The organism is Lentibacillus kapialis, assembly GCF_014646635.1.
Lineage (GTDB): Bacteria > Bacillota > Bacilli > Bacillales > Amphibacillaceae > Lentibacillus > Lentibacillus kapialis.
In genome coordinates this window covers 22,196-45,346 of record NZ_BMNQ01000024.1, presented here as the reverse complement: position 1 = coordinate 45,346, position 23,151 = coordinate 22,196, and the positions used below count along the sequence as shown (strand labels likewise).

The 23,151-nt window shown below is 41.6% G+C and carries 20 protein-coding genes; 2 read left to right on the top strand and 18 right to left on the bottom strand.

Annotation, left to right across the window (positions count from 1 at the left end; all coding sequences use genetic code 11):
* Positions 1-206 precede the first annotated feature (206 nt).
* Positions 207-1,238 (bottom strand): glyceraldehyde-3-phosphate dehydrogenase, encoded by a 1,032-nt coding sequence (locus IEW67_RS09815; protein ID WP_188632891.1) that lies wholly within the window; start codon positions 1,236-1,238, stop codon positions 207-209.
* 175 nt (positions 1,239-1,413) lie between these two features.
* Here IEW67_RS09815 and IEW67_RS09810 point away from each other — a divergent pair, with 175 nt between their 5' ends.
* The gene (locus IEW67_RS09810; RefSeq protein ID WP_229671731.1) at positions 1,414-1,797 is read left to right on the top strand and encodes a DUF5694 domain-containing protein; all 384 of its coding nucleotides are present in this window, start codon (positions 1,414-1,416) and stop codon (positions 1,795-1,797) included.
* Here IEW67_RS09810 and IEW67_RS09805 read toward each other — a convergent pair.
* The 10 genes from IEW67_RS09805 to citZ all read right to left on the bottom strand — a co-directional run bounded on the left by IEW67_RS09805 (position 1,750) and on the right by citZ (position 13,847).
* Positions 1,750-2,997, bottom strand: coding sequence for an MFS transporter (locus IEW67_RS09805; RefSeq protein WP_188632889.1), 1,248 nt, complete (start codon positions 2,995-2,997; stop codon positions 1,750-1,752). The genes IEW67_RS09810 and IEW67_RS09805 overlap by 48 nt on opposite strands.
* Before the next feature lie 234 nt (positions 2,998-3,231).
* Complete coding sequence (gene coaE, locus IEW67_RS09800) at positions 3,232-3,831, bottom strand: dephospho-CoA kinase (protein ID WP_188632888.1); 600 nt, start codon at positions 3,829-3,831, stop codon at positions 3,232-3,234.
* A gap of 9 nt (positions 3,832-3,840) precedes the next feature.
* Positions 3,841-4,671 carry a DNA-formamidopyrimidine glycosylase gene (gene mutM, locus IEW67_RS09795; protein ID WP_188632887.1) on the bottom strand — a complete coding sequence of 277 codons (831 nt, stop codon included), beginning with the start codon at positions 4,669-4,671 and terminating at the stop codon, positions 3,841-3,843.
* Positions 4,672-4,683: 12 nt separating this feature from the next.
* Positions 4,684-7,326: a DNA polymerase I gene (gene polA, locus IEW67_RS09790; RefSeq protein WP_188632886.1), complete on the bottom strand. Its 2,643-nt coding sequence runs from the start codon at positions 7,324-7,326 to the stop codon at positions 4,684-4,686.
* 68 nt (positions 7,327-7,394) lie between these two features.
* Positions 7,395-8,777 carry a two-component system histidine kinase PnpS gene (gene pnpS / locus IEW67_RS09785; RefSeq protein WP_188632885.1) on the bottom strand — a complete coding sequence of 461 codons (1,383 nt, stop codon included), beginning with the start codon at positions 8,775-8,777 and terminating at the stop codon, positions 7,395-7,397.
* Complete coding sequence (locus tag IEW67_RS09780; protein WP_188632884.1) at positions 8,777-9,466, bottom strand: response regulator transcription factor; 690 nt, start codon at positions 9,464-9,466, stop codon at positions 8,777-8,779. Before IEW67_RS09780 ends, pnpS begins: the two co-directional genes overlap by 1 nt.
* Positions 9,467-9,677: 211 nt before the next feature.
* Positions 9,678-10,154, bottom strand: coding sequence for a MaoC/PaaZ C-terminal domain-containing protein (locus tag IEW67_RS09775; RefSeq protein WP_188632883.1), 477 nt, complete (start codon positions 10,152-10,154; stop codon positions 9,678-9,680).
* A gap of 145 nt (positions 10,155-10,299) precedes the next feature.
* On the bottom strand, positions 10,300-11,238 hold the full coding sequence (gene mdh / locus IEW67_RS09770) for a malate dehydrogenase (protein WP_188632882.1): 939 nt from the start codon (positions 11,236-11,238) through the stop codon (positions 10,300-10,302).
* A gap of 117 nt (positions 11,239-11,355) precedes the next feature.
* On the bottom strand, positions 11,356-12,630 hold the full coding sequence (icd, locus tag IEW67_RS09765) for an NADP-dependent isocitrate dehydrogenase (RefSeq protein WP_188632881.1): 1,275 nt from the start codon (positions 12,628-12,630) through the stop codon (positions 11,356-11,358).
* A 107-nt stretch (positions 12,631-12,737) separates the two neighbouring features.
* On the bottom strand, positions 12,738-13,847 hold the full coding sequence (gene citZ, locus IEW67_RS09760) for a citrate synthase (RefSeq protein ID WP_188632880.1): 1,110 nt from the start codon (positions 13,845-13,847) through the stop codon (positions 12,738-12,740).
* 746 nt (positions 13,848-14,593) lie between these two features.
* Between citZ and ytvI the strand changes: the two genes are divergently transcribed.
* Entirely contained in the window at positions 14,594-15,703 is a 1,110-nt protein-coding gene (gene ytvI, locus IEW67_RS09755; protein WP_188632879.1) for a sporulation integral membrane protein YtvI, read from the top strand.
* Between the two features lies 1 nt (position 15,704).
* Here ytvI and IEW67_RS09750 read toward each other — a convergent pair whose 3' ends face one another.
* From IEW67_RS09750 to ystJ, 7 genes are all read right to left on the bottom strand, one after another.
* Complete coding sequence (locus IEW67_RS09750) at positions 15,705-16,094, bottom strand: FxsA family protein (RefSeq protein WP_188632878.1); 390 nt, start codon at positions 16,092-16,094, stop codon at positions 15,705-15,707.
* A gap of 105 nt (positions 16,095-16,199) precedes the next feature.
* Positions 16,200-17,960 (bottom strand): pyruvate kinase, encoded by a 1,761-nt coding sequence (pyk, locus tag IEW67_RS09745; RefSeq protein ID WP_188632877.1) that lies wholly within the window; start codon positions 17,958-17,960, stop codon positions 16,200-16,202.
* Positions 17,961-17,974: 14 nt separating this feature from the next.
* Positions 17,975-18,934 (bottom strand): 6-phosphofructokinase, encoded by a 960-nt coding sequence (gene pfkA / locus IEW67_RS09740; protein ID WP_188632876.1) that lies wholly within the window; start codon positions 18,932-18,934, stop codon positions 17,975-17,977.
* Between the two features lie 273 nt (positions 18,935-19,207).
* Positions 19,208-20,164 (bottom strand): acetyl-CoA carboxylase carboxyl transferase subunit alpha, encoded by a 957-nt coding sequence (gene accA / locus IEW67_RS09735; RefSeq protein ID WP_188632875.1) that lies wholly within the window; start codon positions 20,162-20,164, stop codon positions 19,208-19,210.
* Positions 20,161-21,021, bottom strand: coding sequence for an acetyl-CoA carboxylase, carboxyltransferase subunit beta (accD, locus tag IEW67_RS09730; protein ID WP_188632874.1), 861 nt, complete (start codon positions 21,019-21,021; stop codon positions 20,161-20,163). Before accD ends, accA begins: the two co-directional genes overlap by 4 nt.
* Positions 21,022-21,133: 112 nt before the next feature.
* Positions 21,134-21,754 carry a FadR/GntR family transcriptional regulator gene (locus tag IEW67_RS09725; RefSeq protein ID WP_188632873.1) on the bottom strand — a complete coding sequence of 207 codons (621 nt, stop codon included), beginning with the start codon at positions 21,752-21,754 and terminating at the stop codon, positions 21,134-21,136.
* A gap of 27 nt (positions 21,755-21,781) precedes the next feature.
* Positions 21,782-23,020: an NADP-dependent malic enzyme gene (ystJ, locus tag IEW67_RS09720; protein WP_308430726.1), complete on the bottom strand. Its 1,239-nt coding sequence runs from the start codon at positions 23,018-23,020 to the stop codon at positions 21,782-21,784.
* Between the last annotated feature and the right edge of the window lie 131 nt (positions 23,021-23,151).

The window sequence follows — 23,151 nt, the reverse complement described above, 5'->3', positions numbered from 1 at the left end:
AAAAGAAGGTCGCTTTTTCTGCGGGGTCTTCACACTGCGCATTCCCACAGGAGTCTCCGTGTTTTTCCTCCGCTAGCTAGTTTCACTACTATATTCACTCATTCATTTCAACCATAGATTTTGGTGGTGACCCAAAAAATAAAGATTGGCTTCTTCTGTTAGAAGGCCAATCTTTTATAAAATATGCCAAATAAAATGAGCATTAATCACGAAACTTTAACTTGGTGCTGTTTCATGTAGCTTCCGACATGCCTTGCAAGGTCGACTATGCGTGTTGAGTAGCCCCACTCATTGTCATACCACGCTAAAATTTTAATCTTGTTATCTTCCATCACCATCGTCGTAAGTCCATCGATAATAGCTGAATAATCGGTTGTTGTATAATCGACAGATACAAGTGGTTCCTCACTGTATTTGATAATTCCTTTCAATTCATTTTCCGAAGCCTTTCGAAAGAATTCATTAATCATTTCCTCTGTTACGGACTCTTCTACATCAATAACAAGATCAATAAGCGAAACATTCGGGGTTGGTACCCTGAGCGCCATACCATGAAGTTTTCCTTCCAAATGCGGTATCACCTCTCCAAGCGCTTTTGCGGCGCCGGTTGATGTTGGAATGATCGACTGTGTGCAACCGCGTGCACGCCGCAAATCTTTGTGCGGATTATCAAGATTTTTTTGATCGTTTGTAAACGAGTGAACCGTGGTCATCAGACCGTTAACAATCGTCAAGTTATCATCCAGAACCCTTATTACCGGTGCAAGACAATTGGTTGTACAGGAAGCATTGGAGATAACTTCATCTTCCTCAGGATTATAGGATTGTTCATTAACGCCCATAACAATTGTTTTATCAATTTGTTTTCCAGGAGCCGTAATAACCACTTTTTTGGCGCCTGCTTGAATGTGACGGCCGGCCTCTTGTTTCGTTTTGAACTTACCTGTCGCCTCAATCACGATATCAATCTCTTGCTCCTTCCATGGAAGTTTATCCGGTTCACGGGAACTAACAATATTAATGAATTCTCCGTCGATCTCCAATCCGTTTTGGAGCGCTTTCACTTCTCCATCAAAAATACCGTGGATACTGTCATACTTGATTAAGTGTGCCAGCGTGTCGGGAGGGTAATTGGCATTGATTGTTACAACATCCAAATCGTGATTTTTTAGCGCCTGACGAAAAACCATTCGTCCAATACGGCCAAATCCATTAATGGCAATTCGGGTTCTACTCATTTTCCATCCCCCAATTTATGTTATACTTTTTAAACTTTATTTGGAATTAGTATAACACATTACAATGAGAATGTGCCATTTTTTTATGAAAGATTTTTCGCGAAATTTATAGAATGCTTAATTGCTTATGTTAAAATAAGTATAAATTATTACCCACAGGGGGCGAGCGGCATTGATGAATTCATACAACAGACCGAAAGTAATGGTCCTTGGTACATTTCATATGCGTGATACACCAGATTTACACAGGGCCAAGAATGACGACATACTAACTAAAAAAAGACAAAAAGAGATCAGAAACGTTATTGAATGTCTTAAGGAATTCAAACCGACAAAAATGGCATTTGAAGTAGTTAAAGAAAAACAGAAAAGCTTAAATCAGAAATATCAACAATTTTTAAACGGTAATCTAAAGCCGGAGGTGAATGAAATCCATCAGCTGGGATTCCCTACAGCAGCTGAATTGAAGCATGACACCTTGTACGCAGTTGCTTGGACAGAACCCTTTTTATTAATCCCCTTTCATACGCTTTTCTTTAATAAAAATCACCCCAATTAAGCCAATCATTGAGAAGATAACCGGCGTAATGAAACCGTAGAAGTACCCATCACCCAGACTACCTGAAGACAGAAAATGATCCAGTACACTTCCAAAAATACTCGGTAACAGGACGGCACTAAGAAATCCACCTGTATTTGCAAATCCAGAGACAATGCCTGATTCCTTTGCAGGAAAAGATTGACGAACGACAGCAAACGTCAAGGAATTTGATCCAAATGTAAAGCCAATGATGAAGAAAAGTATTGTAAGCAAGTAAAATGGGGGGTGTCCGTTCAATAAAAGAATGGTAGACCAGCACAATAGCATTGATATATGAAAAAAAACATAGGGCATTTTAATTGTTCCCAACCGACTTGAAATCCAACCAATCAGAGGTGCACCAATTAAGGCTCCGATTAAACTAATCATTATGAGCTGACTTGCATCTAAACGTGTCATGTCATACATATCCATCCCATAGGGAACTGCCCACGAACCAATAAATCCTATATATCCGCCGACAATCCCAAAGTGACAAAAAAATAAAGCCCATGCTTGCCGACTTGAAAACATTCTACATAGTAAAACCATTGTCTTTTCATGTTGCTCATTTTTTTCGAATATCGACTCATTAAGCAAGATTTGTTTTTGTTTTTTTAAGAGCACCAAATAAAGGAGAATTCCACATAGACATATTAAAAACCCCACCGAGAAAAATGCTGTCCGCCAACCAAGTAAGACAATCAATGCGGAAAAAGGGACTGTTGCAAAAAGGAAACCAAGGCTTCCTGTCATACCTGCCACACCAATTAATCGCGTAAATTCTTTTTCGTTAAACCATCGGCTTAAAATGAGTACCAAATTAACCCAAATGGTTGCGTCCCCTACTCCTGTTAGTATTCTAGCAAAAAATAGCACAGATTCATGTGTGCTGAGACTATATATCATTGTTCCTAATCCCGTAAGTATTGCTCCTATTATCAGAAAAAAATTGGGGCCGAAACGATCAGCTAAGATACCCATCGGAATTTGTAAACAAGTATATACAAAAAATTGTATGCCTACCAGTAACCCAATCGTTGATGCCGTTACATTTAAATCCTGCATCACTTGGTCAGTTACCAACCCCGGAGCGGTCCGTTGGCTCGACATCAATAAATAAGTAAACAGTACAGAAGCAAATACAACCCATCTGAATCTAATTTTGTGTTTACCCAATAATTTCTACTCCTGTTAGTTTTTACTTATATATATGTTGATCTCAAATGATGTGAAACCAGTTTTTTTACTTCCTTATACAGGACAGGCGGAAAGCCAAAAACACCATTTATTAATCAAGGTTTTGATTAAATATAACACTTTATTTTAAGGGATTTGCTTGCTGTAAAAGTGGGATAAAACGGTAGAAGGAAATACTTCTTAATGCCTCTTCCAGCTGTCAATGGTTTGAAGCTAAATAACACCCCATTTCCGTAGAAGCGATTCCAGTTGCTGATAGGAATCATGTTTTGACCCATTGTTGTCAATGACAGCATCGGCCAGCTCCGCCTTTTCTCTAATAGGCATCTGTGCGTTAATCCGCCGGTAAGCCTCTTCCTCTGAGTAACCATCACGTTCCATCAGACGCTTAAGCTGTACTTGTTCATCAACATATACTGCAACGGTTTTATCAACAAAATGGGTCAGTTTGCTTTCAAATAACAATGGAATATCGAGAATGACACTCTTTTCGCCGGATGCACTGAATGCATCTCTTTGTTCAATCATCTTTTCCCTGACGGCGGGATGAACAATATTATTCAATTGTTTTCGTTTTTTCTCATTTTTGAATACGATCGCTCCTAATTGTTCCCGGTCAAGTGACATGTCTCCCCGTAAAACATCCTCACCAAATGTGGATACGATTAACTCATATGCTCTTTCTCCAGGCATAACAACTTCCCGAGATATTTTATCGGCATCAATCACTGGTATATTAAAATCGTCGAACATTAATGAAACAGTACTTTTTCCGCTTGCTATACTTCCTGTCAGTCCAATGACAAGTGTCATTTATAATCCTCATTCCATTTTTTGACATAAAATGCAGACGTGAGTCCCACGTCCACCAACTTTCATCTTAACAATGGGCTTCCCGCATATTTTACATGGCTCATTTTCCTGACCGTAAACAAATAGTTCCTGCTGAAACATCCCCATATCGCCTTGAGAGTTGACATACGAACGAATTGTGGTGCCCCCTTGAGCAATCGCATCTTTTAAAGTGTTTATAGCCGCTTCCCATATCATCTTCGCTTCTCTCTTCTTTAATTTATTTGCTTTTTTCAATGGATGTATGTTTGCTCTAAACAATGTTTCATCAACATAAATATTTCCAAGCCCGGCAACAACCGTTTGATCCAGTAATACTGATTTGATGACACGATCAGTCTTTTTCAATTTCTGGTAAAAATAATCCATTGTAAACGTTTTACTGAACGGATCCGGGCCTAGTTGGTTCAGTGGTTTATTCTTCCACTCATCCCCTTTTTCATATAGATGCATTGTGCCGAATTTACGCACATCATTATAACGGAGTTCTTCTCCGTCACTGAATATAAAAATAACGTGCGTATGCTTTTTGACTGGCTCTCCTGACGGATGGACACTGTATTTGCCTTCCATCCGCAAATGGGATACCAATACGACATCATCCAGTTCAAACAACAAAAATTTGCCTCTCCGGTGTATATCATGGATCGATTGTTTTGCTAAAAGATATTTAAAATAATCAATATCATCAGGCTGCTTTATAATATTTGCCCAATAGACAGACACGTCCGTAATAGTTTTATTGAGGACAAATTGCTTGAGTGTATTCTTTATCGTCTCGACTTCTGGTAATTCCGGCATGCCATCTTCCCCTTATTTTGCATCAAACCAGCTATCACCATATTCATAATCGACTTTTAATGGTACATTAAGATCCACTGTTTTCTCCATGATAGCTGGTACGATTTCTTTAAGTTGTTCAATCTCATCTATTGGTGCTTCCAGAATCAGTTCGTCATGCACCTGAAGCAGTATCCGCGCTTCGAGTTTCTCTTCTTTCAGTTTTTCATCCAAGTCAATCATTGCTTTTTTAATGATATCAGCAGCACTTCCCTGGATCGGGGTATTCATTGCTGTCCGTTCGGCAAATGAACGCCGGTTAAAATTCCTGCTTGTAATTTCAGGCAGATAGCGTCTGCGTTTCATGATTGTTGTTACATAACCCTGAAGTTTTGCCTCTTGGACAATGTCATCCATATACGCTTTTACATCAGGATAACTTTCAAAATAACGTTCAATGAACTGCTTAGCTTCTTTACGGGTGATGCCAAGATTCTGCGAAAGCCCGTAATCACTTATACCATATACAATCCCGAAGTTCACCGCTTTTGCCTGGCGACGCATACTGGCTGTGACCTCTGCCCGTTCAATATGAAACACATCCATTGCTGTCTGGGTGTGAATATCAAGATTGTTCGTAAACGCTTCAACCAGCTTTTCATCACCAGCGATATGAGCAAGTACCCTCAGTTCAATCTGCGAATAATCAGCAGCAAACATAACCCATTCTTCTTTGGACGGAACAAAAGCTTGACGGATCTTTCGTCCTTCCTCGAGCCGGATAGGGATATTTTGCAAATTTGGATCGACCGAGCTCAAACGTCCTGTCTGGGTCAACGCCTGGTTAAAACGCGTATGGATTTTATGAGTATTCTGATCCACCACTTTCAGCAACCCGGCGATATAGGTTGACTGCAGTTTGCCCAGCTGACGGTAAAGCAGCAGTTTTGGAATAATGTCATGTTCATTTTGCAGCTGTTCTAAAACATCCGCCGCTGTGGAATAACCTGTTTTCGTTTTTTTGATAACAGGCAGTCCAAGCTTTTCAAATAAGATTGGTCCAAGCTGTTTGGGCGAATTCAAATTGAACTCTTCACCGGCTAGTTCATATATTTCTTCTTCCAATTCACTCAAGCGCCGTTTCAGATCATCGCCCATTTCCTGAATGCGCTCAACATTAATCAGAACACCGGTATGCTCCATTTCACCCAAAATAAGGGCGAGCGGCATTTCCAGCTCCTTGAGCAGTTCATATTGATCATTTGATTTCAGCTGCTCTTTCATATCATCTTTTATCTGAAATAGAGCATTCGCTTTCCGAACAACATGCTCACCAAGTTGGTTCCGTTCAGGCACCTGCATTTTGGCGCCTTTTCCGTAAACCTCCTCATCAAACAGCACATCTGTCACGCCTATTCGATGTGCTATCGCCGGGATATCATGATTGTTCTCAGCTGGATTGAGCAAATACGATGTCAGCAGCATATCAAACGTAATGCCTTCAATATGAATGTCCTTGTTCAACAAAGCCACCAGCGTTTTCTTGGCATCAAAAACAACTTTTGACTTGCTGCTATCTTCTGCCCATGTCTTAAATGCTTCTGATTCTATCGCTATTTCGGTTGGAATAAAATAGGCGCCGGACTGATTCACAACACTAATGCCTTCAATGTTGCCATAATGATAATTTTCCTCAAGCATTTCCAGCACCAATGCAGTCTCTTCACCCAGCATATCTTCAGTCAGATCATCATCGACGATCGTATAATCAATATCGCTTAGTTCTGTTGTTGCTTCATCGCTGCCGCCCGCTTCACCATCAATTCGGTTTAATAGTGACTGGAAGCCCAAATCTTTAAAAATCGCACTGACGTCGGCTTGCGGATAACCTGCATACGTTATTCGTTCAAGTGAAACGTCAATTGGGGATTCACGGTCAATGATGACAAGCCTCTTGCTCATGAATGCATCACCCTTATGACTTTCCAGCTTTTCTTTTAATTTCTTGCCGGTTACGTCATCAAGATTGTCATATACGTTATCAACCGTTTCAAATTGTTTCAGAAGCTTCATAGCTGTTTTCTCCCCAACACCCGGCACCCCCGGTATGTTGTCCGAACTGTCGCCCATTAATGCTTTTAGATCTATAATCTGTTCAGGTGTTATGGACATCTTTTCCTGCATGAACTCAGGTGTATATGCTTCAATATCACTAATGCCTTTTTTGGTCAAATTCACCGTTACCTTGTCCGATACAAGCTGCAGCAGATCTTTGTCACCTGAAATGACCGTGACATCCCAGTTCTCCTCTTGAGCCTGTTTTGAAAGCGTACCGATAATATCGTCGGCTTCATATAAATCCAGTTGATAATGTGAAACACAGAACGCGTCAAGCACTTCTTTCAAAAGCGGAATCTGTTCGGACAATTCCGGCGGTGTCTTTTGCCGGCCGCCTTTATATTCTTCATATGTTTCGTGACGGAAAGTTGTTTTGCCGGCGTCAAATGCCACAAGCATATGTGTCGGCTTTTCATCCTCAATAATCTTGAGAAGCATGTTAGTAAAGCCATAGACAGCATTCGTATAAACGCCTTTATCATTATTTAACAATGGCAACGCGAAAAATGCCCGGTAAATTACACTGTTTCCGTCAATCAATACAAGCTTATTACTCATGAAAAACGTCCTCCGATCATACCGTTATAATCATTATTTTAACATAGTATAGTAAAAAGCACCCCCTGTTAAGAGGATGCCGGATCATTTTTTGGTAGATAAACGTGGAAGGTTGAACCGTTATCAGGTTCACTTTCTACTGAAATGTTTCCATCATGTACTTCGACAATGTGTTTGACTATCGCCAGACCCAGGCCAGTTCCGCCGGTGTTTCTACTTCGTGCCTTATCTACCCGGTAAAATCGCTCAAATATCCGTGTTACGGCTTGTTGTGAGATTCCGATACCATCATCCGCCACCTGGATATGGACCATTTCGCCTTCATACGCCACCGTCAGATTTACTGTGCCATTCTGACCTGTGTAACTGATGGCATTGGTTAATAAATTGATCAAAATCTGTTTGACCCGTTCACCATCAGCTTTCAGTGTTGTGTCGTTCTTCACATTTGTCGTCAGCGTTATACCCCCCTGTTTTGCCCGTTGTTCAATAACAGGCAGGATTTCCTCAGTCAGCTGATTCATATCAACATGGGACCGAGTTAATTGGAACTCATCAGCTTCAAGTCTGGACAAGGTTAGTAAATCTTCAATCAGCCCCTGAAGACGGAAACTTTCGTCATAAATAATTTTTAAAAATCGATCCAGTGATTCGTCATCATCTTTTGCACCGTTAAGCAGCGTTTCAGCAAAGCCGGTAATGGAGGTTATTGGCGTTTTCAGCTCATGCGAAACATTTGCAACAAAGTCCTTGCGCATTAACTCAAGCTTTTTCAAATGGGTAATATCGTACAGTAGAAGAACAGCACCTTTCAGTATGCCACGCTCGTTAAATATTGGTGCGCCGACAATTTCGATATATTTTGTGTCAATATCGATTGTCTGGGTGAAAGAATACTTGATATTTTTCTCGTACAGGAAAGCCTCCTGAACGGTTGCATGAATTGTTTCATTCGCTAATACATCATAATATAGATATCCTTGATAATCGTGGGCGTTTCCACCAAACATAGATATAAATTTGCGGTTGACCAAATGGATATACCCTTTTTCATCAATTAGCACCAGACCGCTCTGTGTATTGTCAATTACGGTTGAGAGCCTGTCCTCCTGCATCTGTTCCTGAATCTCAAACTCACTCAAATTTCGTGCCAGAGCATTTAATTTATTATTCAATTCAGCGATTCTGCCGCTGGCGGAGTGATGAATCCTCACGCGATAATTGCCTTTTAGCAACTCATCCACTGTGTGTGACGTCTTTTTTATCGGTTTCATAAACTTATCATAAACATGAAGCATTATAACAAGTAAAATGAAATATTCCACAAATAAAATTGATCCGAGGATAATATATTCAGACGTTAGTTGGGCTGCGGCTATACCTGTTACAACAACAAGGATAAACAGACCTGCATGATAAGCTAATAGCGGTTTTTTAAATAAGGGCAGCATTATTTCGGTTCCTCCATTTTGTAGCCAAGCCCGCGCACAGTTTTAATATAAACGGGCTTTTTTGTATCAGGTTCAATCTTTTCACGTAAATGACTGACATGGACATCAACTATACGGGTGTCTCCAACAAAATCATAATTCCAAACAGCACTCAGAAGCTGATCCCGTGATAGCACTTTTCCTTTATGCGAGGCAAGATAGTATAAGAGCTCAAATTCTTTTCTTGTAAATGTCAACTCTTCGCTTCTTATTTCAGCTTCATACCGATCTGGGTAAATGATTAATTGCCCAATTTGTATTGAAAGAGAATTATCCTCTGCCTTGTCAGACCGACGTAAAATTGCTTTTATGCGGGCAACAACTTCTTTGGGGCTGAACGGTTTCGTTAAATAATCATCTGCTCCAAGCTCCAGCCCCAATACTTTATCAAATTCCTCGCCCTTTGCAGTCAGCATCAATATCGGGGTGTCAATTTTCTGTACCCGCAACTGTTTACAAACTTCCATACCGTCCATTTCAGGCAGCATCAAATCAAGGATAATCAGGTCAAAATCCGCCGATTCTGCTTTTTTTATAGCTTCTGCGCCATCATAAGCAACATCCGTTTCATAACCTGCCTGCTCAATATTAAACTTTAATAGTGTCACAATTGATGTTTCATCATCAACAATCAAAATTTGCTTTCCCATCAGCAATCCTCATTTCTATTCCCAAGGTGTTATTTTCATCTTACAATGAAAATAACACAAAGTGAACAGATAAAAGTGTAAAGAAAAATTAACAAAGACACTGATTACCCCACCGGTATTTCACATTGATCCCAGGAAGCTTTGTTGTGATTTGATTTCTTTTTAGATCGGGGTGGTATCCAGAAAGTTCAGTGGATTCGAAAAACCATTGTTAAAAGAAATTCTCCAGGGAACTCCCCGTCCATGACTCAGGTTCATAAGCTGGAGAGACATTTAGTTTTCCCTGTAATATTATGTCACCTTCGGCATCAAAACCGACAGCGGAAAGCGTTGCTTCATGATTCTCAATGTCTATCGCTATGACTTCAAGTGTTATTTTTATTTCCGAATAATGAAACAGCGGTTTAGGAAACGTTATTTCGTGCCGAGTAATATGACTGCCTGGGCCGGGAAGGTGCATGGAAACAGTGGATGTTACCATTCCAAATAGCATAACAGACGGAACGATAGGTCGTTTATATGGTGTTTGGGAGGCATAGTCATGCTGCAGATAAAGTGGATTGGCATCGTCGGTTAAACCCAGATATAATAATAAATCCTTATCCTCGATAATATGAGATGTCGTGTATGATTGTCCGACTTGCAAAGCTTCAATCCTTTCACCAAGCTTTCTTTTTTTGCCGATCATTTCATCACCTCCGTAATTGTAAGCGCTCCCCATTATATCAAAAACCGTGTATAGTCGCTATTATATTTGGGAAAATACTTTTTAACGTTTTAAAAAGAAGAAGTTTCTTTTTATCCACAAAAGAGAAACCTCTTCTTGCACAAAATTATGTCAATACATCAAGTGTATTTTTCACGGAGTCTGCTGATTTGTCCAATTCGGTTTTTTCTTCCCTGGTCAGGTCAAGCTCAATAATTTCTTCCAAGCCATTTCCCCCGATGATGGTCGGTACCCCCAGATAGATATCCTTATAGCCATACTCACCTTCCAAATATGCAATCGATGGAAGAACACGGCGTTGGTCTTTCAATATTGCTTCCGTCATAACGGTCAGGGAAGCAGCAGGCGCATAGTAGGCGCTACCATTGCCTAGCAGACCAACTATCTCACCGCCGCCTTTACGAGTGCGCTCAACGATGTCATCAAGACGGTCTTTGGAGATCAGTTTTTCAAGCGGAATTCCGCCGGCATAGGAATAGCGGATTAATGGTACCATATCATCGCCATGCCCACCGAGAACAAACCCGGTAATATCCTTCACGGACAAATTCAGTTCATCGGCAACAAAAGTACGGAATCTTGCAGTATCCAGCACACCTGACTGTCCGATAACGCGCTCTTTAGGGAATCCGGATTCTTTAAAGACTGTATAAGCCATAGCATCTACCGGATTAGTCAATACAATAATTGTCGAATCCGGGGAATACTTTACAATGTCCTTTGTGACAGCCTTCATGATTTCAGCATTGGTATTCATAAGATCATCACGGCTCATACCAGGTTTGCGGGCAACACCGGCTGTGATTATGACGAGATCTGATTCTTTTGTATCCTTGTAATCAGCTGTACCGATAATATTGGCATCAAATCCCTGAACAGGACCCGCTTCTTTCATATCCAATGCTCTTCCTTTAGCCGGATCTTCATTATCAGGAATATCAACCAGTACGACATCCCCCAGCTCTTTTTGCGCCAGCATTAAGGCTGTCGTTGAACCGGTGAAACCCGAGCCAATGACAGAGATTTTTTTGCGTTTGATAGACATGCTAATCCCTCTTCCAATCTTAAGAAAATTTATTTTATAAATACAGCTGACAATAAATCAAGCAATGTCAGCTGTAACATACCTTTCAAATCGCTTAAAATTTGAATCACTTTCACTTTAATCCATGTTCTTAATCAATTCATCACCAAATTGGGATGTCTTTACTTCGGTTGCACCATCCATCATCCGGGCAAAGTCATAAGTGACCACTTTTGATGCAATTGTTTTGTCCATTGCTTTCATAATCAGATCACCAGCTTCTCTCCACCCCAGGTGATTAAGCATCAAAACAGCGGAAAGAATAACAGAAGACGGGTTAACCTTATCCATGCCTGCATACTTTGGTGCTGTGCCGTGTGTCGCTTCAAAAATCGCATGACCTGTATTATAGTTAATGTTTGCTCCCGGTGCAATACCGATTCCGCCAACTTGTGCTGCCAGCGCATCCGATATATAGTCACCGTTCAGGTTCATCGTTGCAACAACATCAAATTCTTTCGGACGTGTAAGAATCTGCTGCAGGAAGATGTCGGCAATAGCATCTTTAACCAGAAGCTTACCGGCAGCAACCGCTTCATCCTGTGCTTTGTTTGCTGCATCTTTGCCTTCCTTTTCGACGATACGGTCATACTCAGCCCAGGTGAATACTTTATCACCATATTCCTGTTCGGCAACTTCGTATCCCCATGCTTTAAAGGAACCTTCCGTGAATTTCATGATGTTACCTTTATGTACTAAGGTGACACTCTGCCGTCCTTCATTAAAGGCATAATCGATCGCAGCGCGCACGAGACGTTTTGATCCTTCTTCAGATACTGGTTTTACACCTATACCGGAAGTCTCAGGGAAACGAATATTGTTAACACCCATTTCATTTTGCAGGAAGTCAATAACTTTTTTTACATCATCTGAGCCTTTCTGCCATTCAATACCCGCATAAATATCTTCAGTATTCTCACGGAAAATCGCCATATCTACATCTTCAGGGTTCTTAACCGGTGATGGAACACCTGTGAAATATTGAACAGGTCGCAAACAAGTGAACAGATCCAGTTCCTGGCGCAATGCAACGTTCAATGAACGGATACCACCACCGATCGGTGTTGTGAGTGGACCTTTTATTGCAATTTTATATTCGTCAATCGTTTTAAGAGTTTCATCCGGAAGCCATTCTCCAGTTTTATCATAAGATTTCTGGCCGGCATACACCTCTGTCCAATCAATAGCTTTTTCACCATTATAAGCTTTTTCCACAGCAGCTTCGATAACGCGGCGCGCCGCAGCCCAAATATCCGCTCCAGTTCCGTCACCTTCGATAAAAGGGACAATCGGATGATTTGGAACAGTCATCTTTCCATTATTATCTACTGTAATTTTTTCCCCTTGTGTCATAAAAAATACCTCCTAATCTTCTTCAAGCCATTATCAGTTTATCATAAAGTGAAACGTCATTCAGCAGAAAAGATTTAAACTGCTGAATGTTAGTCATCAGATTTATTTTAGCGATTTTCAATAGCGACATATTCCTGCGTTTTTGGACCGACATATTCTGCACGCGGACGAATCAAGCGATTGTTGTCATATTGTTCAAGAATATGTGCAATCCATCCGGATATACGGCTTGTCGCAAATATTGGTGTGAATAAATCATGGTCAATTCCTAGACTGTGGTATACAGATGCCGAATAAAAATCCACATTGGCAGGCAGACCTTTTTTTTCTTTAATAAAGGCTTCAATTTTCACAGACATATCGTACCATTTTGACTGTCCGGTGATTTTGGTCAGTTCCTTTGACATCTCTTTCAAATATTTGGCACGCGGATCGCCGTTTTTATAGACGCGGTGTCCCATTCCCATTATTTTCTCATCATTTTCCAACTTTTGTTTAATGTACGGAATGGCATTTTCCTCGTCACCAATCTCTGAAAGCATAGCCATTACACGCTCGTTAGCCCCGCCGTGCAATGGGCCTTTCAGTGCACCAATTGCTGCTGTTACTCCAGAATAAATGTCAGACAGGGTAGCGACACAAACACGCGCAGTGAATGTCGAAGCATTCAATTCATGGTCGGCATGCAGGATGAGCGCTTTGTTGATAGCCTCTTCTTCGACATCCTTAGGTTCTTCAGCGTTAAGCATGTACAGAAAGTTAGCCGCAAAACCCAGGTCTTTTTTTGGTTTGATTGGGTCCTGACCTTTCCGGATTCGTGCAAAAGCCGTCACAATCGTAGCTATTTTAGCCTGAAGACGCACTGCTTTTCGTTTATTCGCAGCCTCATCCATCACATCGGCTTCTTCATCATGAAGCCCTAAAATAGAAACAGCAGAACGTAATGCGGCCATCGGACGAACAGTTGACAGATCATATGAACGCAGATGTTCAATAATAGCTTCCGGAAGTTCCATTTCAGCCGCAAGTTCGGCTTTGAATTCATTCAATTCCGCTTTTGCCGGCAATCTCAAATTCCATAAAAGAAAGACAACTTCTTCAAAACTGGAATTCTCAGCCAAGTCGTCGATGGTATAGCCAACATAAGTAAGCTGATCATTAATGATTGAACTGATGGATGATTCGGTTGCGACAATCCCTTCAAGCCCTTTTGCCATAACAAACCCTCTCCTTTTTCTATAAAATATTCATTAGGATAAGTAATGTATTACTGAATTCGACAATATTTTATCGTAACATTGCCATCCCCACGGACAATTATAAAGTATTATGTGTATTATGTGAATTGAAACCGATTAAAATCCGGTCATAATTTTTTTGCATAAATAAGCATGTTTATAAACTGAAACCTCATTCAACGAAGCATTTTCTTCTTTATTTGGCCAATATAAATTTTATTGACAGCCGATTCCCGATTAATACGTCTATTTTAGCGTTTGTAGTCATATGTTAGAAAAACCCGGCATTCGCCTCGTTCTATAGCGAGTGCCAAATTTTTTCTTAAAATTATGGCTGTTCACCAAAATCTATGGTTGACAATTCAGTGTCATGTTGACGTAATCAGTCGCTTCGGAAAAACACTTGGGTGCTCGTCGTCTTGCAAGCATTCACAGTGAAGACACACGCCTCGCAACGCGTAGCACATTCGGTGGAGCGTTGGCTCGTCGCTTTCCGTGGGCTTGTCCTCAGCCTCCTCAAAAAAAAAAGAAAAGCTTTTTCTGCGGGGTCTTCACACGGCGCATTCCCACAGGAGTCTCCATGCTTTTCCTCCGCTAGCTCGTTTTACTACTATATTCACAATTCAACCATAGATTTTGGTGTTGACCCGAAATTATCCATAATTCATGTCTTGTGACGTTATAAAATAGTACAGGCCTTATTCTGCCGCTTTGGAGGGTTTTGGTTGTATAAACGGAGAATGCACCAAATTTTTCGGTTCTGCATTATCATGGTATCCGTTGTCATCATATTTTCAGTTCTGCAATACACATTTTCTTATATTTATCCTTTTTTATTGGCTTTCATTCTTGCCTTATGTCTGAATCCTGCCGTTGGATTTTTAGAACAAACAATTAAATTACCCCGCGGCCTTGCTGCATTTGCTGTAATGGCATTTACAGCAACAGTATTATTGGGTATTATTATCCTTCTCATTTCAGAGTTATTTAACGGTACAACTTATATAGCAAAAAATATACCGGATTATTTCCACGTATTTGCAAAGATTGTGGAAACATTCATTGATGAGCAACTGATGCCATTATACCACAAGCTTTCTTCCTTTGTTCGTACGTTGAATCCCGACCAGCAGTCTGCTATTAATGATAGCATTGACCATATCATTGACCGGTTTACGTCATTCAGTGCCGATACCGTACAAAATTTTTTATTGCAAATACCTGCTGCGTTAACTTTATTGCCAGGTTCTTTTACGGTTTTCCTGTTTACGGTTTTGGCAGCTTTTTTCTTAACAAAAGATTGGCATCAGCTTGTTTTTCTATTCAAAAAAGCAATCCCAAAAAACGTACTGCACTCGAGCAGCAGCGTCTGGAATTACTTGAAGAAGGCAGTTTCCGGTTTTATCAAGGCACAGCTCCTGCTCATGTCCATGACATCACTGACAATATTTGCAGGGTTGCTGTTGTTTCAAATTGATTATGCATTGACGATTGCACTCATTGCAGCGCTGGTGGACATTTTTCCGTTTTTAGGAACGGGAATCATATTTGTGCCGTGGATTACCTATTTGTTTTTAACAGGCAATTACTCGATGACTATCGGTTTATCGATTATATATATGATCGTTATTATTCAGCGTCAGCTGCTTGAACCAAAAATAGTATCGGACAAGTTGGGGGTACCGCCCATCCTAACTCTGATTGCTCTTTTTATCGGGCTCCGGATATGGGGAGCCTTCGGACTGCTTCTCGGACCATTTCTGATGATTGCTGGTAAAGCTTTGTATCAGGCGGGAATCTTTCATCAGGCCAGCCGGTTTATTAAAGGATCGTGACTTACCATCTCCTATAAATAAAAGTACTCTTAGAAGCTAAGTTGCGCAAAAACCTTTCCAGCATACCTGTAAAAGGATTTCGAGTAAAGGGAAGCACTAGAAGAAAACCGACTATATCTGTTATGAAACCGGGGGCAAACAGAAAGACACCGCCAACAAAAATACATATGCCATCGATGATTGCATCACCTGGCGGCTGACCTTGATCTATCGCATTTTGTGCCCTTTTCCATGCATCAAGACCCTCTTTCCGGGCAAGTGAGACTCCAACGATCCCGGTTAAAATTATTAATCCCACTACCCACCAAGGGCCAATGATACTACCGACCCACACAAACATTCCAATTTCAACAGCAGGTACGATTATGAATAAAAGCAGCAACCATCGCATTTGTTTGCCCCCTCTTTACATCTGAATCTATGCTTGGAATTAAACGGCAATCGTATCATCTTGTAGCGAGTGCCGTAAAATTTCTTATAAGGTCAGCCATCTATACTACAGAACTCTTGCATGTCCTCTGTAAATATCACCTTTTGCACCATCTATAGTAATGTCGGTCCCATCCTCGATCTTATCAAACACATCTTTGACTCCGACAATAACCGGAATGCCAAGACTCAGTCCGACAACCGCCGCATGTGAAGTGAGGCCGCCCTCTTGTGTTACAATGGCTTTTGCTTTCTTAACTGCTTCCATCATATCCCGGTCTGTACCGTACGTAACAAGGATATCATTTTCACCAACGTACTCTATTGCTTCAGAAGCAGTTTTGGCAACGACGGCCCTGCCGTAAGCACTACCACGGCCTATGCCTTGTCCTTTAGCCATTACATCTCCTATCACATGCACTTTCATAAGATTAGTTGTTCCGCTTTCACCGATGGGAACGCCGGCTGTTATAATAACTCTGCTTCCGCGTTCAAACAGTTTCGTGCTTAATCCCATATCCACTGCAATATCGAGCATTTCATCCGTGGAATCAGCTTTGCTCCCCATAACAGCATGTACCCCCCATATAAGTGACAGCTGACGATTAACATGCTCATTAAATGTTACGGCAATAATCGGAGCTTCAGGACGGTATTTGGAAATCATTCTGGCGGTATGTCCGCTTTCAGTTGGGGTAATAATAGCGCTGACCGTCAAATTCATCGCCGTGTGCGTAACCGATTGGCTGATAGCATCAGTCATTGTCATATCAACGGATTTTGAGCGGTCGTCCAAAATTAGCTTATGATTCAGACCGCTCTCTGTCTTTAAGGCGATGTTACTCATTGTTTGCACCGATTCGACCGGATAATCGCCTGCAGCCGTTTCGCCTGAAAGCATAATGGCGTCGGTCCCATCAAAAATCGCATTGGCAACATCCGATGCTTCTGCGCGGGTTGGTCTCGGATTGCGCTGCATCGAGTCTAACATTTGGGTTGCGGTGATGACCGGCTTTCCAACAGTGTTGCATTTTGTAATCAGTTTTTTCTGTACAAGCGGAACATCTTCAGCCGGGGTTTCAACACCGAGATCGCCACGTGCAACCATCAAACCATTACTCACTTCCAGAATGGAATCAATATTGTCAATCCCTTCCTGATTTTCGATTTTCGGTATGATTTTGATGTGTGTAGCATCATGTTCTTCTAACAGCTCTTGTATTTCAAGAATATCAGATGGACGACGGACAAACGAAGCCGCAATATAATCAATATCATGTTCTATACCAAACGTGATATCTGCCGCATCTTTTTCTGTGATTCCGGGCAGTTTCACACTTACATTTGGAACATTGACACCTTTCTTGTTTTCAATAATACCCGAATTCAGTGCCTTTGTTTTCAACTCCTGATGTTCATGATCAATTTCCAGTACTTCCAGTTCAATTAATCCGTCATCAAGCAAAATCTTAGAACCAGCATGGACATCATTGATCAGACCGGGGTATGAGAGGGAAAAGCGTTCAGCACTTCCTTCCACCTCATCCATAGTGACTTGAACAATACTGTCTTTAATAATTTCAGCTTCACCATGCTTAAAGGTGCCCGTCCGGATTTCTGGACCTTTTGTATCTAAAAGAATCGCAATTGTTTTTCCAGTTATTTCGGCTGCTTCCCGTATGTTTTGAATACGCTGCTCATGCTCATCGAAATCACCATGGGAAAAGTTCAGTCGGGCAACATCCATGCCCCTCTCAATCAGCTGTGTGAGTGTTTCCACCGATTCTGATGCAGGGCCGATCGTACATACAATTTTTGTTTTCCGCATTTCCAGCGCCTCCTCTAAATTGACAGTTCTTTGGATAATTGATACATTTCCATGTCAATTGTATGTTTTTTCGCTAATACTTCGGAAATATCATGACTGACCAGTTGATTGTTTTGGATGCCGGCTATCTTTCCTGCTTGTCCATTCAGAAGCAAGTCGATTGCCTGAGCTCCAAGCCGGCTTGCCAGAACACGATCAGAAGCAGTCGGAGAGCCGCCGCGCTGAATATGCCCCAGAACAGTCACACGTGTCTCCAGGTCAGCCGTTTCCTTAATCTGGTCGGCATAATCAAACACACTGCCTACACCTTCTGCAAGAATAATGATGCTGTGCTTTTTGCCGCGCCCCTGGCCACGTCTCAATCGCTCTATAATTTCATCCAGTTCATCCTGTTTTTCAGGAATAAGAATACTTTCCGCTCCATCGGCAAGACCAGCCCATAACGCCAGGTCACCGGCGTCTCTGCCCATTACTTCAATAATAAATGTTCGTTCGTGTGAAGAAGCGGTATCACGGATTTTGTCTATCGCTTCAATCACGGTATTTAAGGCGGTATCAAATCCGATTGTAAAATCGGTACCGGCAATATCATTGTCTATGGTACCCGGAATTCCAATGCATGGATATCCTTTTTCGGTCAATTTCTGTGCACCTCGAAAACTGCCATCGCCCCCGATTACAATCAGACCTTCAATCCCAAACTTTTTCATTTGTTCAATACCTTTATTCTGTCCCTGGTCATATTTAAATTCATCACATCTGGCAGAACGTAATATCGTACCACCGCGCTGGATGATATCACCGACAGAACCAGTATCCATTTTTTCTATATTACCATCAATTAGACCCTGAAACCCATTTTTTATACCAAAAATCTCAATTCCATGATAAATGGCTTTCCTTACAACCGCACGGATAGCGGCGTTCATACCTGGTGCATCACCACCGCTTGTCAAAACACCAATTTTCTTCATGCTTTCACCTCATGTCTCCATCATTTCTACTCCCAAGATAATTGTAAAAAGCAAAAATATCAATTAATCAGCTAAATCGTGATCAAAAAAAGTATCATTAGAAAAACTCGGTATTCGCCTCGCCTTATAGCGAATGCCAAAGCTTTTCTTATAAGGTCGTCCATAATTTATACTGTCTGACGTTATAAGTAAAGTCAATAATGCGTGCTCTGTTCCATATCCATGTTTTAACGCGCTATAAAGAGCGAAAGAGGCTGACCCCTGTCAACCTCTTTATAATGGTTTATAATCACCCATTTTTTGATATTTTTCCCATCTCTTTTCCAACAACTCATCTGAAGGTATGTCACTCAGTTCTCCCAGTGATTTAGCCAAAACGGTGTCAATATGTTCAGCTTGCAGTTCAATATCACGATGTGCACCACCTCTTGGCTCTGGAATAATGTCATCTATAATATTGAGCTCTTTCAAATCATATGATGTAATTTTCATATTTTCCGCTGCTTGCTTTGCCAGACCAGAGTCCTTCCATAATAGAGCTGCGGCACCTTCAGGCGAAATTACTGAGTAGGTGGAATTTTCGAGCATATGAATTCTGTCACCGACACCTAACCCCAACGCGCCGCCGCTTCCGCCTTCTCCGATCACAATACAAATGATTGGTACGGTAAGCCCGGCCATCTCCATCAGGTTTTTGGCGATTGCCTCGCTTTGCCCGCGTTCTTCAGCAGCTTTGCCTGGATAGGCACCTTTAGTATCGATAAAGCTTACAATAGGCCGATTAAACTTTTCCGCCTGCCGCATATGCCGTAACGCTTTCCGATAACCTTCGGGATGTGGCATACCAAAATTGCGGCGGATATTTTCTTTCGTATCTTTACCGCGCTGATGACCAACAACAGTTACAGGCTTATCACGATAGAGCGCAATACCGGATACAATGGCCTCGTCATCACCGTATAATCGGTCACCATGAAATTCAATGAAATCCGAGAATAACCGTTCAGCGTATTCTAATGTTGTCGGGCGCTCCTGGTGCCTTGCCATCTGAACTCGCTGCCAAGGCTGCAAATTGCCATATATATCGTTTTCCAGGATCTCCAGCCGGTTTTCAAGTGTTGTGATCTCATCGGTTAAATCAATGTCACTATCAGTTGTGAACGTCTTTAATTCAGCGATTTTGTCTTTAAGATCTGCAATTGGCTTTTCAAAATCAAGCACTTGTTTCATGAAAATTTCCCACCTTTCTGATGCATAACAAGTATTCTGGAAAGGAGGGACTTTAATTCATGGCGATGAACTACCTTATCAAGCTGACCGTGTTTCAATAAAAATTCAGCCGTCTGAAAGTCCTCCGGCAGTTTTTCCCGGATTGTCTGCTCAATAATCCTGCGGCCCGCAAAGCCAATCAAAGCTCCCGGTTCAGCCAGATTATAATCACCGATTGATGCAAAACTGGCAGACACCCCGCCAGTGGTTGGATGCGTCATGACAGAAATCATCAGACCGCCTGATTCGGAAAAACGTTTCACGGCAAAAGACGTTTTCGCCATTTGCATCAGGCTTAAAACGCCTTCCTGCATACGGGCACCACCTGAGGCAGTAAAAATAACAAAAGGCAGTGATTGCTCGTTCGCTTGTTCAATGGCGCGTGCAATCTTTTCGCCCACCACTGAACCCATACTCCCCATCCGGAAGTTGGAATCCATCACACTAAAGGCAATCGTCTGTCCATCAAGCGACCCTTTCCCGGTCACGACTCCCTCGTTCAACCCGGTTTTTTTTCGGTCCTTCTCAACTTTCGTTTCATATTCGGGAAATTCCAGCGGGTTAGTTGTTGAAAACCGCTTATCCCATTCCTCAAAAGTCCCTTCATCGAACAAACTATCAATCCGCTCCCAAGCAGTCATTTGGTGGTGGTAGTCACAATTTGGGCAAACATTGATGTTTTTGTTCATTTCTTTTCGATAATAAATTTTATGGCAATTCGTGCATTTTTTCATTAATCCTTCGGGAACCTCAAGTTTGCTTTTTTCACTTGGTATCGTAGCATATTTTTTTTTCTTGCCAAAAAAATCCTTAAGCAAGGGAAATTCCTCCTTTTAAACAGCAAAGGCGAGCATTTATTCAATAGTACCGGGTTATACACTGCAACTGGCACAATTTGCTTCATATATTAGAAGCTGAAAAAGCCGGATATCACTTATTTGCCGGCGGTGTGTAAAATAATTCTTCTATTTTACCATAACTTTTGGAGCGAAAAAGATTTATAAGTTCCAAATAAAATGATTGATCATAAGAAAGACTGGAAATGCTATAGGAGAATTCATCCATCAATTGCCACACTCTGGCAAGTAGCAAGTTTTCAGTTTTGTAAAATAAGAGTTGAAAAAATGCTACATGCTTCTCATTGCTGTTTAAGGTACTGTCATGAATAATCTCGCGCAATTCCTCAATATCATCATCAGAAATATGATCATAGGCAATCCTGGCCGCTTCTTTTTCAATTATTTTTTTGGCAAATAATAGATCATTCTTCGTCTTGGCTCCCTGGAGAACGAAAGACGAAAGCACCTCAACTGAGTGGTAAGGCCGGTAAGGACTTAAAAAGGTCCCTTCGCCGTGCCTTGTTTCAATCAATCCCAACAGTTCCATTGCCCTAAGTGCTTCACGGACTGAAGATCTGCCGGCCTGCAATTTTTCGGAAAGTTCCCGCTCAGATGGAAGTTTATCGCCCGGCTTTAATTCATGAGAGTCAATATATTTGCGGATTTCGTGCAAAACCCCTTGATATACTTTTTGTTGTGGTGACGTGGACACCGTCGCAGTCACTCCTTTAAGAGGTTCTTACTCCTCATCTATTTTTGTTAGCCTTCTTGTTTTTTCAGCCACACTTTCCGGATTAACATTGATTCTGGCAACACCTGATTCCATTGCCGCCTGTGCAACACTCGATGCTACAAGGGGTGCAACTCTAGGATCAAATGGAGCCGGGATTACATAGTCTTCACTCAGTTCACTTTCTGTTATAAGCGATGCAATAGCTTCTGCCGCAGCAATTTTCATTCGTTCGTTGATACGCGTTGCCCGAACGTCCAATGCCCCTCTGAAAATACCTGGGAATGCAAGAACATTGTTAACCTGGTTAGGGAAGTCGGAGCGTCCGGTTCCAATGACCTTGGCACCTGCTTCCTTTGCATCACCTGGCAAGATCTCCGGATCAGGGTTTGCCATAGCAAAGATAATCGGATCGTCCTCCATCTTCTTCACCATGTCTTTTGACAGCAGATCACCGACAGACACGCCAATAAACACATCCGCGCCTTCAAGCACTTCTTCCAGCGATCCCTCCACTTTGTCTTTATTGGTCATTTTAGCAACTTCTTCTTTAACATCGTTCATACCATAGTTTCTGCCTTCAAAAATGGCGCCTTTTGAATCACACATAATCATGTCACGTACGCCAAGACTATACAATAGTTTCATAATAGCTATACCCGCAGCACCGGCACCGTTAGCCACAACCTTAATATCCGAGAATGATTTGCCGGATAATTTCAGTGCATTCATCAAACCGGCAACAGTAACAATGGCCGTTCCATGCTGATCATCATGAAAAATAGGGATGCTTGTTTCTTTTTTTAGACGTTCTTCAATTATAAAACAATTGGGCGCCGCGATGTCCTCCAGGTTGACGCCGCCGAATGACGGTTGCATCATTTTAACTGTTTCAACGATTTTATCGACATCATGCGAATCGAGGCAGATAGGAAAGGAATCCACCCCTGCAAAACTCTTAAACAGGACAGATTTTCCTTCCATTACAGGCAATGACGCTTCGGCCCCGATATTTCCGAGTCCCAGTACCGCTGATCCGTTACTTACGACTGCGACCATGTTTCCCTTCATCGTATACTCATATACATTGTCTTTATGATCATAAATTTCTTTACACGGTTCTGCCACTCCTGGCGAATAAGCCAAACTCAAATCCCGTGCATTACGGACAGGAATTTTGGCCTCGGTCGAAAGTTTTCCTTTGTTCATTTTATGAATATGCAATGCTTCATCTCTTAAATTTGGCAAACTATTCACTCCTTTATAGGGTAGCCCAAAGAGTCATTTCGTCTGTCCTTCCACAACCGTCCACGATCTGTGGAGATCTGGAAGCCACTCAGAGCTTTGGGAAACGAATTCACTAACAGGGTGGTCAGACC

What these genes read in the sequence shown, in the direction of transcription:
- polA (WP_188632886.1), bottom strand. Translation starts at nt 7,326, where the DNA reads ATGAGTAATAAGCTTGTATTGATTGACGGAAACAGTGTAATTTACCGG.
- mutM (WP_188632887.1), bottom strand. Translation starts at nt 4,671, where the DNA reads ATGCCGGAATTACCAGAAGTCGAGACGATAAAGAATACACTCAAGCAA.
- icd (WP_188632881.1), bottom strand. Translation starts at nt 12,630, where the DNA reads ATGACACAAGGGGAAAAAATTACAGTAGATAATAATGGAAAGATGACT.
- IEW67_RS09775 (WP_188632883.1), bottom strand. Translation starts at nt 10,154, where the DNA reads ATGATCGGCAAAAAAAGAAAGCTTGGTGAAAGGATTGAAGCTTTGCAA.
- citZ (WP_188632880.1), bottom strand. Translation starts at nt 13,847, where the DNA reads ATGGCAAAAGGGCTTGAAGGGATTGTCGCAACCGAATCATCCATCAGT.
- mdh (WP_188632882.1), bottom strand. Translation starts at nt 11,238, where the DNA reads ATGTCTATCAAACGCAAAAAAATCTCTGTCATTGGCTCGGGTTTCACC.
- pfkA (WP_188632876.1), bottom strand. Translation starts at nt 18,934, where the DNA reads ATGAAGAAAATTGGTGTTTTGACAAGCGGTGGTGATGCACCAGGTATG.
- IEW67_RS09810 (WP_229671731.1), top strand. Translation starts at nt 1,414, where the DNA reads ATGAATTCATACAACAGACCGAAAGTAATGGTCCTTGGTACATTTCAT.
- pyk (WP_188632877.1), bottom strand. Translation starts at nt 17,960, where the DNA reads ATGCGGAAAACAAAAATTGTATGTACGATCGGCCCTGCATCAGAATCG.
- accA (WP_188632875.1), bottom strand. Translation starts at nt 20,164, where the DNA reads ATGAAACAAGTGCTTGATTTTGAAAAGCCAATTGCAGATCTTAAAGAC.
- coaE (WP_188632888.1), bottom strand. Translation starts at nt 3,831, where the DNA reads ATGACACTTGTCATTGGACTGACAGGAAGTATAGCAAGCGGAAAAAGT.
- pnpS (WP_188632885.1), bottom strand. Translation starts at nt 8,777, where the DNA reads ATGCTGCCCTTATTTAAAAAACCGCTATTAGCTTATCATGCAGGTCTG.
- IEW67_RS09780 (WP_188632884.1), bottom strand. Translation starts at nt 9,466, where the DNA reads ATGGGAAAGCAAATTTTGATTGTTGATGATGAAACATCAATTGTGACA.
- IEW67_RS09815 (WP_188632891.1), bottom strand. Translation starts at nt 1,238, where the DNA reads ATGAGTAGAACCCGAATTGCCATTAATGGATTTGGCCGTATTGGACGA.
- IEW67_RS09750 (WP_188632878.1), bottom strand. Translation starts at nt 16,094, where the DNA reads ATGCGATGGTTGCTGCTTTTATTCATAATCGTACCTGCTGTTGAAATT.